The following is a 15647-nucleotide window of genomic DNA, read 5'->3' on the forward strand; positions in this document are numbered from 1 at the left end:
GGCGCGTCCGCGCCTTAGTCCATGCCGACAAAGGCCGATCCGCCGAAGGGCCGAGTGAGCGCTCTGGGCGGGAAGCGCGAAATCCCGCACGGCCGCCGGGTTTCGACGGTGGAAGGCTGCTCCATCGGCGTGACGGTGCTGCCGGGCGGCAATTCGATGGTCGTCGCCATGCCGATCTGGACGAACGCCGGAAAGCTTGGGACGCGTGGGTGGAGGCGATCACGCCATCCGGGACCAAGCGTCACAAGGGTGGCGCCTGATAAAAACTCCATGGATTGGCAAATTTTATTGGCGCTCCTTCGTGTGCGCCGCTTCACCACACGCGTATCACCATTTTGAAGCGTTCGTTCTCTTGCCATGGCAAAATCTATGGGCGATGATTTTGGGGAAACGCATCGGGATAAGGGAATATGAATTCAACAATTTCCATTGCGGCACGCGCCGCCGCGCTGCGTTTCGACCCCACCGTCCTTCAGGGCGTCGAGCTGGTGCTGGCCCAGGGAGCCGACGGCCCCGTCGTCGCCTTCTCGAGGCTTGGCGATTCTCTGGCGCTGGCCAGCCTGATCGTCGCGGCGGCTCAGTTCGGGTGGCAGATCCACCAGGATCTTGGCAAGGCTGGCGGAACGCCGGGGGTGGAGGATGTCGCGATTCGGGTGATCGACCGGCTGGAACGCGACGGGCGGCTGCCGCCCGCCCTGCCAGCGCAGGATCGTGACGCGGCGATCCGCCGGACGGTGGAGGAACTCATCGCCCAAACCAAAAAAGACCTGCCCTGAGCGGAAGGACCAACGGCATGACCACGCGGCTGATCGTTCAGGAACAGGGCGGCCAAATCCAGGTCAGCCTGCATCGTGCGGGTCACATGCTGCCCGATCCGGCGGGCGATTCGGTCGCCTTCCAGAACCCGCTGACGGCGGAGGAGCGCGCCGATCTGCGTTGGTATCTGGAGGATTATCTGAGCATCCCCGTCGCCGTCTATGGCGAGCGCGGGGCGGAGATCGAGTCGCGGCTCGATGGCTGGGGCGAGCGGCTGTTCGACGCGCTGTTCGGCCCCGGCAAGCCCGGTCGCGACGCCTATCAAAAGGCGATGGAAACGGCGGGGCCGGAGTTGCTGTTGCTGTCCAACGATCCCGGCTTTCTCGGCATCCCGTGGGAGCTGCTGCGCGACCCGAACCGAGCGGCGCCGCTGCTGTTCGACCTCGCCGGGCTGGACCGCAGCGTGACGGTGGAATCGGCGGCGGAGGCGGTGCCGCCGGGTGAAACGCTGCGGGTTCTGGTGGTCATCGCCCGCCCCTATGGGGCGCGGGACGTCGCTTTCCGCACCATCGCCCGACCGCTGATGAAGCGGCTCGACGCCGTCGCCGGCAAGGTGGAGTTGGAGGTGCTGCGCCCGCCGACGCTCGAGGCCATGACCGCCCGCCTGAACGCGGCGGCGGAGGCCGGGGCGCCGTTCCACATCCTGCATTTCGACGGCCATGGCGCGTTCGGCGTCGCGTCGCCCAGCGGCTTCGTCCGCGACCAGTTCCGCGACGCCGGGCCGCAAGGCTATCTGATCTTCGAGACGGAGGAGGGGGCCGAACATCCGGCGCCCGCCTCCGTCATCGCGGGCGCGTTGAAGGACGCCCATGTCCCGGTGGCGGTGTTCAACGCCTGCCGCTCCGCCGCCATCGACGGGGGCGACGGGCCGGAGGCGGCGGTGGCGACGCGGCTGGTCCAGGCGGGCGTCGCCTCGGTCGTGGCGATGAGCCATTCCGTCTACGCGGTCGCGGCGGCGGAGTTCATGGCCGCCTTCTACGAGGCGCTGTTCCAGGGCAAGAGCGTCTCGCGCGCCGTCACCGCCGGGCGGTCGCAGATGCTCGCCAACCCGCTGCGCCCCAGCCTGAAGGGCAGGCTGCCGCTGCGCGATTGGGTGGTGCCGGTGCATTACGCCCGCCGCGCCATCGCGTTTCCCCATCTGCGCCCGCTCCCCCGCAGCGGCCTTGGCCCGTTGAGCGAGCGCTTGGCGGCGCTGCGCGCTCCGCCGCCGTTGCCCGAGGGGGTGCATGGCGAAGAGGATTTGACCGCCATGGGCGGCGTCTTCTTCGGGCGCGACGCGGCGTTTCAGGAGTTGGAACGCGCCTTGCGGCGCACGCGCGTCGCCGTGGTCCATGGCCCCGGCGGCGCCGGCAAGACCGAACTGGCCAAGGGCTTCGCCCGCTGGTGGCGCGACACCGGGGCGCTGGACCGCCCGGATTGGGTGTTCTTCCATTCCTTCGAGCCGGGAATCGCCAGCTTCGGGCTGGACGGGGTGGTGTCGTCCATCGGCCTGCGCCTGTTCGGCGCCGACTTCATCGGCCAGACACGGGATGCCGGACAGCGGCGCGACCTGCTGCTGGAGGTGTTGCGGGAACGCCGGATGCTGCTGGTCTGGGACAACGTCGAATCGGTCCACAGCATGCACGACCCCCAGGGCGCCACCCCGCCGCTGAGCGGGGACGAGCGCGCGGCGATTCGCGATTTCCTGGCCGAGGTGGCGCGGCAGAGCCGCAGCGCCGTGATCCTGACCAGCCGCACGGCGGAGGATTGGCTGGGCGACGTCCATCGCCTGCAACTCGGCGGTCTGGGCGAGGGGGAGGCGACCGACTACGCCGACCATCTGCTGACCGCCCTTCCCACCGCGCAGGCGCGGCGCGCGGAACCGGCCTTCGCCGACTTGATGGAGGCGCTGGACGGCCACCCGCTGGCCCTGCGCCTCGTCCTGCCCCATCTGGCCAACCACGACGCCGCCACCCTGCTGAAGGGGCTGCGCGGCGAAACGCCGCTGCCCGCCACACCGGGAGGCCAGGGCCGCCACGCCACGCTGGACGCCTGCATCGATTACTCCCTCTCGCAACTTCCCCCCGCCCTCCAGGCCCGCCTGCCCCTGCTGTCGCTGTTCGAGGGGGTGGCGGACGTCAATGTGCTGGGACTGGCCTGCGAGGGCGAGGAGATGCCGGAGCGTTTCCGGGGTGTGGCCTGCGCCGCTTGGGCGGAAACGCTCGGTGGGGCGGCGGCGGTCGGGCTTTTGACCGGGCTGGGTGGTGCCATGTTCGCGCTGCACCCGGCCTTGCCGGGGCGGCTGCGGGCGCTGTGGCGGCGGGGGGCCGGGGAGGGATTCGCGGATGAGGAGGCGGGCGGGCAGTCCGCCTTCATCACCGCCTATGCCGGGTTGGGCGCATGGCTGTCGAGGCAGTGGCGGGGTGGTTCCGCCGAAACCGTGATGGCGGTGCTGACGCTTCAGCGTCGCTCCCTGGGCCGCTTCCTTGGCTTGGCCCTGGAGCGGGGCGCTTTTGAAGAGGCACAGCGCATCCTTCAGCCGCTCAACGCGTATTTCAATTCTCGTGGGCTGTTCGGCGAGGCCGCCGGATGGGCGCGGCGGTGCCGGATCGCCACCGAAGGTCCGGACGCCGCCCCGCCCCTGTTCGGGACGTTGGCGGGCGACCTGTGGCTGTTCGCCGTTGGCAGCGACGCCAACCGGGCGATGGAGGCTGGACATCTCGACGCGGCGGAGGCCGCGTATGATCGCACTCGCCAAGCCCTGGAATCCGCCACCCATGACGGCGCTCGCCGCATGTTGGCGGTTGCCCACCATCAACTGGGCAATGTCGCTTTTCGGCGAGGCCGTCTGCCCGGCGCGGAGGCTTGGTACCGCCAGTCGCTGGCGATCAAGGAAGCGCTGGGCGACCGTCCGGGAATGGCGAGTTCCTACCATCAACTGGGCATGGTCGCGGAGGGGCGCGGCGATTTTCCGGGCGCGGAGGCTTGGTACCGCAAGTCGCTGGAGATTGAGGAGGCGCTGGGCAACCGTCCGGGAATGGCGATTTCCTACCATCAACTGGGCAATGTCGCTTTTCGGCGAGGCCGTCTGCCCGGCGCGGAGGCTTGGTACCGCCAGTCGCTGGCGATCAAGGAAGCGCTGGGCGACCGTCCGGGAATGGCGGGTTCCTACCATCAACTGGGCAATGTCGCGAAACAGCGCGGCGATGATCCGGGTGCGGAGACTTGGCACCGTAAGTCGTTGGAGATCCGGGAAGCGCTGGGCGACCGTCCGGGCTTGTCCAAGACGTATGGGGCGCTTGGGCTTCTCGATGAGCAACGCGGCGCTCTGCCGTCCGCGCTGGACTGGATGGTTCGCGCGGTCGCGCTCTTTCCCGAATTTCCTCATCCCATGACCCAGCCAGCGCCACTCTACATCGCCCTGTTCACCGCCGTGCTTGGCCTGCCGGCGCTGGAGGAGAGTTGGCGGCGGCAGACCGGGGCGCCGTTGCCCGACGCCGTGCGCGCCGCCCTGCCGGCCCTGACCGAACAGGCCCGCGCCGAATGGCCCGAACTTTTCGCCGCCCTCACCGCACCCCCACCGACGGAGCCGACGCCATGAGCCAAGTCGCCGCGTCTGATTGGGATCACTGGTTTCCGAACCAACGCGACAAGCCGGATCCCGGCGTCTTCGAGATCGGTCTCGTCCTGGCGGGGGCGATTTCGGGCGGGGCCTATTCGGCGGGGGTGATCGACAGCCTCGTCGAGGCGCTCGACCGTTGGGAGGCGGAGAAGGCCAAGGGCGATCCCGACATCCCCAACCACACGGTCGTGCTGCGCGTCATCGCCGGGGCGTCGGCGGGCGGCATGGTCGGGGCCATCGCCGGGGTGGCGTTGAAATATGATTTCCCCCATGTCTCCCCCGCCGCGCCCTATGACGACAAGGCGGCGGACAAGGACCGCAACCCGCTCTACCGCGCCTGGGTCAAGGGCATCGACATCGCCCCGCTGCTTGGCGCGACGGATCTGCGGGATGGCCGCGTGCCGTCGCTGCTCGACTGCGCCGTGCTGTCAAAGATCGCCGGTCAGGCGGTGGATTATCGCGGGCCGCCGCCGCCCAAACGCTCCTGGCTGCCCGACGCCTTGCCGGTGCTGCTGGCCGTCACCAACCTGCGAGGCGTGCCCTATCGCCTGCACCATCGCGGCGCCCCCGGCTTCGGCCACGACATGCTGATGCACCGCGACCACATGGCCTTTCTGCTGACGGGGTTGGGCGACACGCCGGCCTATTCCATGCCGACCCCGCCGTCGGTCGGCGGCTATGTCACGCTGAGCGGCGTCAACGACAGCGCCAAGCCGGAATGGAAGGGGCTGGTCCAGGCGGCGCTGGCGACCGGCGCCTTTCCGCTGGCGCTCGCCCCGCGCCCGTTGGAACGCTGGATCGGCGATTACGACTGCCGCCTGCCGGGCGGTGCCGAACGGGACAAGGTCGCGAACACCATGACGCCGCTGACCCCGTCCTGGCCGCCCAACCAGCCGCCGCTCTGCAAATTCCTCTGCGTCGATGGCGGCGTGATGGACAATGAGCCGTTCGAGTTGGCCCGCATGACCCTGGCGGGCGCCATCGGGTTCAACCCGCGCAAAGGCGAGGAGGCCAACCGCGCCGTCGTGATGATCGACCCCTTCTGCGAGCCGGACGGCTTCGGGCCGGAGGACGACTCCCGCCCGCTGACCGACGTCGCCAAGGCGCTGTTCAGCGCCATGAAGAACCAGGCGCGCTTCAAGCCGAGCGAGCTTGATCTGGCGATGAACGACGATGTCTACAGCCGCTTTCTGATCGCCCCCAGCCGCGACGGCGCGCGCGGCGCCCGCGCCATCGCCAGCGGCGCGCTTGGCTCCTTTCTCGGTTTCTTTTCCGAAGCCTACCGGCATCACGACTACATGCTGGGCCGCAAGAACGCACGCAACTTCCTGCGCCATCACTTCGCCTTGCCGGAGAGCAACCCGCTGTTCACGAACACCTGGAGCGACACGGCCCGGACGAATTTTGCCGTTCCCGACGACCCGACGCATCTCCCCATCATCCCGCTGTTCGACCAGGACGAGGATTGGAAGGCGTCCCCGTCCTGGCCCGCCGGCGCCCTGTCCTTCGCCGAGGGCGACCCGCTCGACCGGGCGCTGGTCGCGCGCATTGACGCCGTCTATGCCGAAATTCAAAAGGGGCTGCGCAACGACGCTCGGGCGACGACGGGCGACTGGTGGGCAAAGCTGAAGGCGAGGGCTGGCGTGGAAACTGGCATCGGCTGGTTCGCCATCGCCTGGAATGTTCCGGGCGGGATCCGCGCGAAGCTCCTTGAGACGGCGCGCGCCCAGATCGCCGCCGCCATCGCCGACATCAACACAAGGACATTTCCCGGAGAACAGGCCTGATCCGGCGGCGGGGCGTTTCGCAAAGAGCGGCGCCCCCATCATCGGCCCGCCTCTTGTCGAAAATGCGCCGTCACCGCACCAGTGTGTCACCGAAGAGTTCCGCCTGTTGGATCACGGTCAGGGTGGCTTCTTCCTGTCGTTGCGGCGGGTAGCCGTATTTCTTCAGGATCCGGCGGACCATGCGGCGCAGATTGGCCTTCACGGATTCCTTTTGGGTCCAATTAATGCCGACGTTGTTCCTGACGGTAACGACCAACTCGCGGGCGATGATTTTCAAGTCGTCGTCGCCCATGGCCTGCACCGCGCTGTCGTTGAGGGCCAGCGCGTCATAGAAGGCCAGCTCCTCATCCGAAAGGCCGAGAGCCTCGCCGCGTTGGGCGGCGTCGCGGAATTGCCTGGCGATGTCGATCAATTCCTGAACGACCTGGGCGGTGTCGATGGCGCGGTTGTGATAGCGGCGGATCGCGTCCTTCAGCATGTCCGAAAAATGGCGGGCCTCGATCAGGTTGCGCCGTTCGCGCAGGCGGATCTCGTCGTTCAACAGCCTCTTCAGCGCCTCCAGCGCGAGGTTGCGCTGGGGCATGTCCCGCACCTCGGCGAGGAATTCGTCGGACAGGATGGAGATGTTCGGCTTTTCCATCCCCGTTTCGCGGAAGACGTCGATGATGCGGTCGGTGGTGATCGCCTGCGAGACGAGTTGCCGGATGGCCGCGTCCTTGATGACGCCGCCGGTCTCGCCGTCGCCATCGTCGGTCATCGCGTATTTCAACAGGGTGCCCCGCACCGCCTGGAAGAAGGCGACGTCGCCGTCAATCCCTCTGGCGTCCGGGTGCGGCGCCGACAGGGCGTGCGCCGTGGTCAGGGCGCTGACCGCCACGGCGAAACGCCGCCGTCCGTCGCCTTGCCGGTCTTCCGGTTCCCCGGCGTCCAGCGTCAGGATATGCTCGGCGGCCGATTTGATGAGGGTGAGTTGATCCCCCGGTCGAGCCGTGAAGAAGCCGCGATGGTCGAAGCCGTGGAGCATCGCCAGCACCACCTCGTGCTTTTCCTTCATCAGCGCGACGGCGGTGTCCTGGGGGCGCCCGATGTCGTCCTCGGCGGGATGGTCGGCCACGGTGAACTGAGCGAGCCTTGGCCTCTCCCGTCCGCTTGTCGGTCCGCAGCGCGCCGCGCAGGCCGTATTGGCTGCGGTGCGCCTCGTCGGCGATGAAGACGACGTTGCGCCGTTGCGAGATCGCCGGGTAACGCATGCCCGGATCGGGCAGGAATTTCTGGATGGTGGTGAAGATCACCCCGCCCGAGGCGACGTCAAGCTTCACCTTCAGGTCGCCGCGCCCATCGGCCTGCTCCGGAGTCTGCCGCAGCAACCCCTTGCAATCGGCGAAAGTGTCGAAACGCTGCTCGTCCAGGTCGTTGCGGTCGGTCAGCACGACGATGGTCGGGTTGTCCAGCCGTTGGATGATCTTTCCGGCGTAGAAGGCCATGGTCAGGCTCTTGCCCGAGCCTTGGGTGTGCCAGATCACGCCAGCCTTGCCGTCGCCGCCCTGGGCGGTCGCCGTCACCGTCCCCTCGACCGCCTTGTTGACGGCGTCGAACTGGTGGTGGGCCGCCATCTTCTTGACCACCGTCTCCCCGTCATCCTCGAACACGACGAAGTGGCGGACAAGGTCGAGGAAGCGTTCGGGGGCGAAGACCCCCTCGATGACGACCTGAAGCTCAGCCTGTCCCGGCGGGGCCGTCTCGTCGCCGTTGACGAAGACGACAAGGTCGGGCCGCCGGGTGGCGGCGCCCTCCTGAACAGTCAACTGGTTGACGACCAGCCAGTCGTTGCGGCCGGTGCGCGTCTGGTCGAACAGCCGGGCGAGGCCGTGTTTGACGGCGCCCTCGCGCGTCCGGTATTCCACCGGCACGCCATCGGTCAACAGGCGGTGGAAGGCGCGGTTGTCGGCGACCGGATTGGGGCTGTCGGAGCGCATGACCTTGCGCGCCACCTCGTCCAGCGCCGGGGCCGGGTCGGGTTCAGCGTCGCCAGGGCGTTGCGCAGCCGCCCGGCCAGCACCATGCTGTGGTTAATCGGGCCGCTCTTCGCCGGGCGCGCCGGGGGCGATCTCCGCGCCATGGGCGATCTTGTAGCCGATGCCGACGAACCACGCCAAGGCGGCGGCCTCGACCGCGCTTTCGCTCATCTTCATGATGCCCCCTCCGCCTCCAGGGCGGGTTCGGTCCCTGGGTCCTCATCCTGTTGGAAGTCTTCGTGGGTTGCGACGTAGGCGGAGCGGTCGCTGCGAAACAGAGCATCGATCGGTGCGTGCGGAGGGCCGAAGATCTTCACGCGACGGCGCGGCGATTCATCCATTAGTGTGTTTCGCGCCCGGTCGGGGGCAGTTGGGCGTTACGCCATATCGTCCACGACCATCGCCGCAGGTTTCCAGTCGGCGGCGTTCAGCGCGCGGAGGCGGGGGCCGAAGATCTCGGCGAAGCGTTCCAACTTATCCCGCATCCAGGCCATATAGTCGGGCCAAGCGGTCTGATCGAGCGGGTTGGCTCCGGGGCGGCGCAGCAGGATGCGGCAGGATTTTTTATCGGGGAGATCTCGCCAATCAAGCGCCGTCCCGACAGCGGCCTCGATCTCCTCTTTCCGTTCGTGCAGGAGATGGAAGAACGCCGTGGCATCGACCGCGTCGATCACCAGATTGACGCCGATCCAATCGTCCACACTGTTCAAGACCGCCATCAGCTTGAAGCCCGACCGGCCAATGCCGAAATACATCCAAAGCTGTGGATAGGGCTTCTGCGGTCGGATGGGCGAGTGATTCAAGAGCAGATGATCGCGGAACCGCGTCCAGTAGTCGAGCTGCAACGCCTTGGTGTCGGTCAGCGTGTCGGCGGCGATGGCGGAGGCCGCCTGCGATACCGAACGGCTCCACGCGTTTGGTTTCGAGATGATGTTGAACTTCGGCGCGGCGAGCGAATCGCCGATGCGCCACAGCTCGACCTCCAGCCCGAAGAAGGCGAAGCGGTCGTCGGTGATCTGGTTCAGCCAGTCGAGCGCGGCGCGGTGCTCGTCGGTGAAGCTGGCGGCGATCCACACGATGGTGACCGCCTCCAGTCCCGACGCGTAGGTCAGCAACTGGCCGAGATGTCCGTGGTCGGTGCGCCCCAGTTGATTCTCGATCAACACCCAATGGCCGGTGTCGGTGTCTTTGCACAGGATGTCGGCTCGGAACGCCCCGACGTTGCGCTCCGTCGCCTCCAGTTCCAACTCCAACCCGATGGTCTCACCCAGCAGCGTCAGATTCTCCGCCCGCGCCAGCCAGGGCGTGAAGTCCCCGGTCTCGGTCGCCCAGATGTCGCGCGGGTCCAGCTTCTCCAACCGCCCGAGCTTGGCGCCGGTCATGCCACGTCTCCCACCATGCGCTCGGCATCCTTGATACGGATTTCGCCGGACATTGGTCTGGGCAGCGGGTGGTCACGGTCGGAGATGTATTTCAGAAAGATCAGCCCAAGCACGATGTGCTTGTACTCCGCCGCGTCGGTGTGCTTGCGCATCTTGTCGGCGGCGGCCCACAGCGTCTGCTTGAAGTCCGTTTTCGCGGCGCCGGTTGCGGTTTTCTTGGGGTCGGTCTTGCGCGGTTTCGGCATGGCGCGTCCTCGCGTTCACCTGTGGGACCGACCGCCTGCTTGCGGGGTGCTTGCCGGCGCCCGGAACGGCCGATTCGGCTCGACATGAAAAAGCCAGCCAACCCATGGGATTGACTGGCTTTTCGATTGGTAGCAGCGGAGGGATTTGAACCCCCGACCAAGGGATTATGATTCCCCTGCTCTACCACTGAGCTACGCTGCCATCGTGTCCGGTCGTTGCTGGCCGGGCCGCTTCTATAGGGCAGAGGGCGGTTTTCTGTCAATAGGCCGGAGCGGAGTTTTTTCAGTTTTTTACGGGGCGGTTCCGGCGATCCAGCCGCCGCCCAAAACGCGGTCATTTTGGTAGACGACGCAGGCTTGACCAGGGGCGACACCGTGTTGCGGCTCGTGCAATTCCAACCGCGCGGTTCCGTCGGCGGCCATGCGCCAGGTCGCGGCGGCGGGCGGTTGGGCGGAGCGCAGTTTGACCGACACCTCCAGCCCGGCGCCGTCGGGCAGGGCGGGGCCGAGCCAATTGACCTCGCGCACCGACACCACCGACCGGGCCAGATCGCGGCGCGGGCCGACGACGACGCGGCGCTGCCCTGGCTCCAGCCGGACGACGTAGAGCGCTTCGTCCTCGCCCCGGATGCCGCCAATGCCCAGCCCCTTGCGCTGGCCGACGGTGTAATGCACCACGCCCTGGTGACGGCCCAGCACGCGCCCGTCGATGTGGACGATGTCGCCCGGCTCGACCGATCCGGGCCGCAGCTTGGCGACGACGGCGGCGTAATCACCGTCGGGCACGAAGCAAATGTCCTGGCTGTCGGGCTTGGCCGCGACCTCCAGCCCGTGGCGTTCGGCCAGCGCGCGGGTTTCCGGCTTGGTCAACCCGCCCAGCGGGAAGCGCAGGAACTCCAACTGGTCGCGCGTGGTGGCGAACAGGAAATAGCTCTGGTCCTTGCCCGGATCGACGGCGCGGTGCAGTTCCGCCCCTTGCGGACCGAGCAGGCGGCGGACGTAATGGCCGGTGGCCAGCGCCTCGGCCCCCAGATCGCGGGCGGTGTTCAGCAGGTCGCGGAACTTGACGCGCTGGTTGCAGCGCACGCAGGGAATCGGGGTTTCGCCGCGCAGATAGCTGTCGGCGAAATCATCCATCACGTCTTGGGAAAAGCGCCCTTCGTAATCCAGCACATAATGCGGGATGCCGATGCGTTCGGCGACCTGCCGGGCGTCGTAGATGTCCTGACCGGCGCAGCAGGCGCCCGCCTTCATCACCGCCAGCCCGTGATCGTAGAGTTGCAGGGTGATGCCGACGACGTCGTAGCCCTCCTCCCGCAGCACGGCGGCGGTGACGGAGGAATCCACCCCGCCGGACATGGCGACGACCACGCGGGTGTCCTGGGGGCGCTTGGGAAGACCGAGGGAGTTCATAACGTTCACTGTCGAAAATGCGCCGGGACCGGCGCCGGGGATGCGGGCGGCGTCGCCACCAAGGCGCCGACGCGGGGTCGGCGCGGCTTGGTGGGGTCAACCCGCCGTGTTCCCGGACGTCAGCCCTTGGACGCGTTGTTGGCGCCGCTGGGCAGGCGGACGACCAGCCCGTCCAGCTCTTCGGTCATGATGATCTGGCAGCCCAGGCGTGAGGTCTTGGTCAGGCCGAAGGCCAGATCCAGCATATCCTCTTCATCTTCCGCCGCTTCGGTCAGGACGTCGAACCATTCCGGCTCGATGATGACGTGGCAGGTGGAGCAGGCGAGCGAGCCTTCGCAGGCGCCTTCCAGATCCAGGCTGTTCTTGTGGGCGATTTCCAGAACGGACAGGCCGAGCGGAGCGTCCACCTCGCGGCGGCTGCCGTCGAGTTCGATGAAGGTCATCTTGGGCATCGGAATCCTCGTTTTTGCAAAAAGGGTGGGCGGGTTAAGGGATGGGCGGGGCGTCCGCCTGCGCCGCTGATTCGCCTTGCAGAACGCGCAGGGCGTGGGCGCGGCGGGCTGGATCGGTCAGGGTCGCCAGCGCGTCGGCCAGGGCGGCGGCCTGCGCGCTGGCGTTGGCGCGCTGGGCCTCGTCGCGGTCGGCGAAGCGGTCCCCGGCGAAGGCGCGGGCGAAGCCGCTGTATTGGCGGGCGATCTGCGCCGGATCAAGGTCGAGACGGCGCTCCAGACCAAGCCGGGTGAAGGGATCGAGCGGGGCGGGCGGCAACACCGCGCCGCAGGCGTGGCAGAACAGCGCGCGCGGGCCGACTGCGCCGCCGCACTGGCCGCACGGGGCGGGCGGGCGGGCGGGGGTGTCGGGGCCACCGTTGGACGGGCCGGAATCGGAACGGGTCATGCGGGTGGTCCACCAAAACGCCAAGACGACAGGCCACGCGACAGGCCATGCGTCGGTGCTCCAGCCGCGTCATACCCAGAACCGCCGTCCGGCGCAATGTGGGATTTCATCCGGTTGAAGTGCGCGGCGGCGACCGTGGCCGAACGCCTCACGCCGCCGCGCTCCGCCGGGCCAGAGTGAACCAAGCGGTCAGGAAACGGTCCACCGCCTCGTCGTCGTTGGTCCAGCCCAAACTGACGCGGATGGCCGACGCGGCGGTGACGGCGTCCGCCCCCATCGCCGCCAGCACATGCGACGGTTTGACCTTGCCGCTGGAGCAGGCCGACCCGGCGCTGACCGCCACACTGGCCAGATCCAGCGCCATCACCTGGGTTTCGCCCAACAGGCCGGGCAGGACCAGGCAGCTTGTGTTGGGAACCCGCGCCGCGCCCGCGCCCATGATCCGGGCCTGCGGCGCGCCCGCCAGCGCCTCGCGCTCCAGCCGGTCGCGCAGGCTGGCCAGGGCGGCGGCGTTGGGCAGTTCGTCGTGGGCCAGCCGGGCGGCGGCGCCGAAGCCGACGATGCCCAGCAGATTTTCCGTTCCGGCGCGCTTGCGCTTTTCCTGACCGCCGCCGCGAATGAGCGACTCCGGTTCCAGCCCTTCGGCCAGAATCAGCGCGCCGACGCCCGCCGGGCCGCCCAGCTTGTGGGCCGACAGGGTCAGCAGATCGACGCCCAGTTCGGCGAAGGACAGGGGCAAGCGACCCGCCGCCTGCACCGCGTCGGCGTGGACCAACGCGCCCTGCGCGTGGGCCAGACGCGCGGCCTCGGCCACCGGCTGAATCACCCCGGTTTCATTGTTGGCGACCATCAGGGACAGCAACGCTGACTTGGTTTGCTCCAACGCCGCCGTCAGAGCGGCTTGGTCGATCACCCCGTCAGGCGTCACCGGCAGCCGTTCGGCGGCGGGATCGGCGGCCAACACCGACTCATGCTCGACGGCGGAGGTCAGAACGGCGCGGCCCGGAAAGCCGCGCAGCGCCATGTTGTTGGCTTCCGTTCCGCTGCCAGTGAACAGCACTTGCGCCGGTTTCACCCCGACCAGCGCCGCCACGGCGGCGCGCGCCTCCTCCACCGCGCGGCGGGCGGTGCGGCCAAAGGCGTGGACCGACGACGGGTTGCCGACCAGATCCATCGCCTGGACCATCGCCGCCCGCACCGCTGGCTTGAGCGGCGTGGTGGCGTTGTGGTCCAAATAGATCCGCTCGCGCGCCGAGGCTGACTGTGGGTTCATCCGAACAGAGGTCACGCGGCGACGCTCACTCGGCGGCGACGGCGGCGTCGCTGTCGGGCAGAACCGGGCGGGCCAGCAGCAGGCCGCTGGTGCCGATGATCCGCCGATCAACCACGTCGGCGATGGTGACGGAGCTGAGATACATGTGGATCTGGTTGCCCAACTCTTCCCACAGATCGTGGGTCAGGCAGCGCGAGCGGTTGGTGCGGCAGCCCTGCGGCGTGCCGTTGGCGCAGCGGGTGGTGCGGATTGGCTCGTCCACCGCCAGAATGATGTCCGACACGCGGGTTTCGTCCGCCGGGTGGGCCAGCAGATAACCGCCGCCGGGGCCGCGCACGCTCTTGACCAAGCCGCCCTTGCGCAGCTTGGCGAAGAGCTGCTCCAGATAGGACAGCGAGATTTCCTGCCGCTCGGCGATGTCGGCGAGCGCGATCGGGCTGCCCTGGCTGGTGGCCGCCAGATCGACCATGGCCATCACGGCGTAACGTCCCTTGGTGCTCAGTCTCATCGCATGTCTCCTTGAACGTCCCTGATCCCGCCGTTGCGGGAGGCTGAAGCGCTGGTGTTGGGGGTGAGGGCGGCGTCCTCCAACTCGGCCACGCGGGCTTGCAGCGCCGTCATCTGGTCGAGCAGACCGGACAGGGCGCGGGCCACGGGGTCGGGAAGGTCGCCGCAAGGCGTGCCGTAGGGCAGGAATGTCTGGGTGTCGGCGGGGCTGCGCGGCGTCACCGGCTTGGCCGGGATGCCGACCATGGCGGTTCCGGGCGCGACGTCGGCGACCACCACCGCGTTGGCGCCGATCCGCGCGCCGGTGCCGATGGTGATCGCGCCGAGGATCTTGGCGCCCGCGCCGACGATGACGCCGTCGCCCAAGGTTGGGTGCCGCTTGCCATGCTCCAACGACGTGCCGCCCAGCGTCACCCCGTGATAGAGCATGACGTCGTCGCCAATGTCAGCCGTTTCGCCGATGACGACGCCCATGCCATGGTCGATGAAGAAACGTCGGCCAATGGTGGCGCCGGGGTGAATTTCGATGCCGGTCAAGGCGCGGGCGAGGTGGGAGATCAGGCGCGCGGACAACCGCCATCCGGCGTCATGGCAGCGGCGGGCCAGACGGTGCAGAAGGATCGCGTGAAAGCCGGGATAGCACAGCGCAACCTCCAGCCGCGACCGGGCGGCGGGGTCGCGGGCCAGGATCCCGTCGATCTCTTCGCGAAGATGCTTGAACACGCCATCACCCGCCGTGGTATAGTCCGCCCTCTTGCTGGAAGAGTGATCTTTCACAAGACCTCATCCGACCGCCCTTAAGGCCGCAGCCGCCGCAACGGCCCGGCTTTGGGGAGCGGAACAAGCGGGCTGCCCCGGAGGACGTATCGACGCATATAGGATGACCAACCAAATTGGTCAAGAATTGTGTGCGAAAAACCCCCACTCCGTGACGGGAAACCCCGTTAACGCGCCGATGGGGCCGATTTTCGGCCTCGCGGCTGTTTCGACAACCCTTCGTTCGCGTCAGGATCGTCGCTCCCATGCCTGAAGTGCTCATCAACGGTCCCGCCGGTCGCCTGGAAGGCCGTTACACCCATGGCAAGCAGCCGAACGCCCCGGTCGCGCTGCTGTTGCATCCTCATCCGCAGCACAATGGAACGATGAACAACAAGGTGGTCTTCACCCTGTTCCAGTCCTTCACCAAGCGCGGTTATTCGGCTCTGCGCTTCAATTTCCGGGGCGTCGGGCGCAGCCAGGGAACCTATGACAAGGGCGAGGGCGAGTTGGCCGACGCCGCCGCCGCGTTGGACTGGTTGCAGACCTACAACCCGAACGCTCCGGTCTGCTGGATCGGCGGCGTGTCGTTTGGGGCCTGGATCGGCATGCAGTTGCTGATGCGGCGGCCCGAGATCGACGGCTTCGTGTCGGTGTCGCCCCCGGCCAATCTGTTCGACTTTTCGTTCCTGGCGCCGTGCCCGTCCTCCGGCCTCATCATCCACGGCGACCGTGACGAATTGGTGCCGTCGGCGTCGGTGACGAAGCTGGTGACGAAGCTGTCGCACCAGAAGGACATCCACATCGACCACCGGGTCGTTCCCGGCGCGAACCATTTCTTCGTCAACCGCACCGATGAGCTGGCGGTGCAGGTCGATGATTATCTGGGCAAGGCGGTCGGCAGCAGCCCGACCATTCCGGCGGTCGCCGAGTGAGCCTTTGCCCGATGTCGTGA

Annotated in this window: 15 protein-coding genes, 1 tRNA gene and 1 pseudogene; 4 read left to right on the forward strand and 13 right to left on the reverse strand. The window is 67.8% G+C overall.

The window, feature by feature from the left end; translation table 11 throughout:
- Positions 1-14 precede the first annotated feature (14 nt).
- Positions 15-170: a hypothetical protein gene (locus tag D3877_RS29915; RefSeq protein ID WP_158599944.1), complete on the reverse strand. Its 156-nt coding sequence runs from the start codon at positions 168-170 to the stop codon at positions 15-17.
- Positions 171-410: 240 nt separating this feature from the next.
- On the opposite strand from D3877_RS29915, the gene D3877_RS18475 reads away from it, so the two are divergent.
- From D3877_RS18475 to D3877_RS18485, 3 genes are read left to right on the forward strand one after another with little or no spacing between them, the layout of a single operon-like run.
- Entirely contained in the window at positions 411-776 is a 366-nt protein-coding gene (locus D3877_RS18475; RefSeq protein WP_119832137.1) for a hypothetical protein, read from the forward strand.
- A 17-nt stretch (positions 777-793) separates the two neighbouring features.
- A complete protein-coding gene (locus D3877_RS18480) occupies positions 794-4396 on the forward strand; it encodes a CHAT domain-containing tetratricopeptide repeat protein (RefSeq protein ID WP_119832138.1) in 3603 nt (1200 codons plus the stop codon).
- Positions 4393-6204 (forward strand): patatin-like phospholipase domain-containing protein, encoded by a 1812-nt coding sequence (locus D3877_RS18485; protein WP_158599945.1) that lies wholly within the window; start codon positions 4393-4395, stop codon positions 6202-6204. Before D3877_RS18480 ends, D3877_RS18485 begins: the two co-directional genes overlap by 4 nt.
- A 70-nt stretch (positions 6205-6274) precedes the next feature.
- On the opposite strand, the gene D3877_RS30285 is transcribed toward D3877_RS18485, so the two are convergent.
- From D3877_RS30285 to cysE, 12 genes and pseudogenes are all read right to left on the reverse strand, one after another.
- On the reverse strand, positions 6275-7258 hold the full coding sequence (locus tag D3877_RS30285) for a DUF3387 domain-containing protein (RefSeq protein WP_238474955.1): 984 nt from the start codon (positions 7256-7258) through the stop codon (positions 6275-6277).
- 133 nt (positions 7259-7391) lie between these two features.
- Positions 7392-8195, reverse strand: a pseudogene (locus D3877_RS30625) (DEAD/DEAH box helicase family protein); the annotation flags it as partial.
- 78 nt (positions 8196-8273) lie between these two features.
- Positions 8274-8396, reverse strand: coding sequence for a hypothetical protein (locus tag D3877_RS30870; protein ID WP_274379635.1), 123 nt, complete (start codon positions 8394-8396; stop codon positions 8274-8276).
- A gap of 200 nt (positions 8397-8596) precedes the next feature.
- Positions 8597-9601 (reverse strand): DUF4268 domain-containing protein, encoded by a 1005-nt coding sequence (locus tag D3877_RS18495; RefSeq protein ID WP_119832140.1) that lies wholly within the window; start codon positions 9599-9601, stop codon positions 8597-8599.
- Positions 9598-9846, reverse strand: coding sequence for a type I restriction-modification system subunit M N-terminal domain-containing protein (locus D3877_RS18500; protein ID WP_199720836.1), 249 nt, complete (start codon positions 9844-9846; stop codon positions 9598-9600). Before D3877_RS18500 ends, D3877_RS18495 begins: the two co-directional genes overlap by 4 nt.
- A gap of 127 nt (positions 9847-9973) precedes the next feature.
- Positions 9974-10048, reverse strand: a tRNA-Met gene (locus D3877_RS18505).
- Positions 10049-10137: 89 nt separating this feature from the next.
- Positions 10138-11259, reverse strand: coding sequence for a tRNA 2-thiouridine(34) synthase MnmA (gene mnmA, locus D3877_RS18510; protein ID WP_119832141.1), 1122 nt, complete (start codon positions 11257-11259; stop codon positions 10138-10140).
- Between the two features lie 119 nt (positions 11260-11378).
- Complete coding sequence (locus D3877_RS18515) at positions 11379-11711, reverse strand: ferredoxin family 2Fe-2S iron-sulfur cluster binding protein (protein WP_119832142.1); 333 nt, start codon at positions 11709-11711, stop codon at positions 11379-11381.
- A gap of 34 nt (positions 11712-11745) precedes the next feature.
- Positions 11746-12156 (reverse strand): hypothetical protein, encoded by a 411-nt coding sequence (locus D3877_RS18520; RefSeq protein ID WP_119832143.1) that lies wholly within the window; start codon positions 12154-12156, stop codon positions 11746-11748.
- Between the two features lie 148 nt (positions 12157-12304).
- Positions 12305-13429, reverse strand: coding sequence for a cysteine desulfurase family protein (locus D3877_RS18525; RefSeq protein WP_119832144.1), 1125 nt, complete (start codon positions 13427-13429; stop codon positions 12305-12307).
- Between the two features lie 25 nt (positions 13430-13454).
- Entirely contained in the window at positions 13455-13937 is a 483-nt protein-coding gene (locus D3877_RS18530) for an Rrf2 family transcriptional regulator (RefSeq protein ID WP_119832145.1), read from the reverse strand.
- On the reverse strand, positions 13934-14659 hold the full coding sequence (cysE, locus tag D3877_RS18535; protein ID WP_119832146.1) for a serine O-acetyltransferase: 726 nt from the start codon (positions 14657-14659) through the stop codon (positions 13934-13936). Before cysE ends, D3877_RS18530 begins: the two co-directional genes overlap by 4 nt.
- Before the next feature lie 299 nt (positions 14660-14958).
- Between cysE and D3877_RS18540 the strand changes: the two genes are divergently transcribed.
- Entirely contained in the window at positions 14959-15627 is a 669-nt protein-coding gene (locus tag D3877_RS18540) for an alpha/beta hydrolase (RefSeq protein WP_119832147.1), read from the forward strand.
- Positions 15628-15647: the final 20 nt, after the last annotated feature.

Source organism: Azospirillum cavernae, assembly GCF_003590795.1.
GTDB lineage: Bacteria > Pseudomonadota > Alphaproteobacteria > Azospirillales > Azospirillaceae > Azospirillum > Azospirillum cavernae.